Source organism: Streptomyces sp. NRRL S-37, from assembly GCF_000721605.1.
Classification (GTDB): domain Bacteria; phylum Actinomycetota; class Actinomycetes; order Streptomycetales; family Streptomycetaceae; genus Streptomyces.
Map to the genome: position 1 here is coordinate 1 of NZ_JOIZ01000122.1, position 371 is coordinate 371.

A 371-nucleotide genomic window follows, 5' to 3' on the forward strand; every position below is an offset into this window, starting at 1 on the left:
GGCCTGCTGCTGGCCGCCGGCGGCTACGGCGGGGCTCTGGAGGACCGTCTTCACCCTGCGGACGCCCAGGCGCTGGGAGGTATGGAACTGATCCGTGCCGCGATGCGGCGTGCGGCACGCCAACTCGGATGGCGGGTCCGCACCGTAGGCTACGCCCGGGAGCGGCTCGTTCTGGTGATCGTCCAGGACGTGCGCGACGTGCCCGCGGAGGTCACGGACGCCCTGGAGGTGGACTCCATGTCGGCATCTGTGGAGATGCATCAGCGCATGGCCGCGGTTGGGGACGAGGCGGCGTTGAGCGCGCTGGGACCGGGCTCCGTTCAGCGGCAGACAGAGGCATTCCTGCAGGCGGCTCGGGGCGCGGTCAAGGC

At 71.4% G+C, this 371-nt stretch carries 1 pseudogene; it reads left to right on the forward strand.

The features are described from left to right. Positions 1-371: pseudogene (locus IH50_RS39085) on the forward strand (hypothetical protein); the annotation flags it as partial.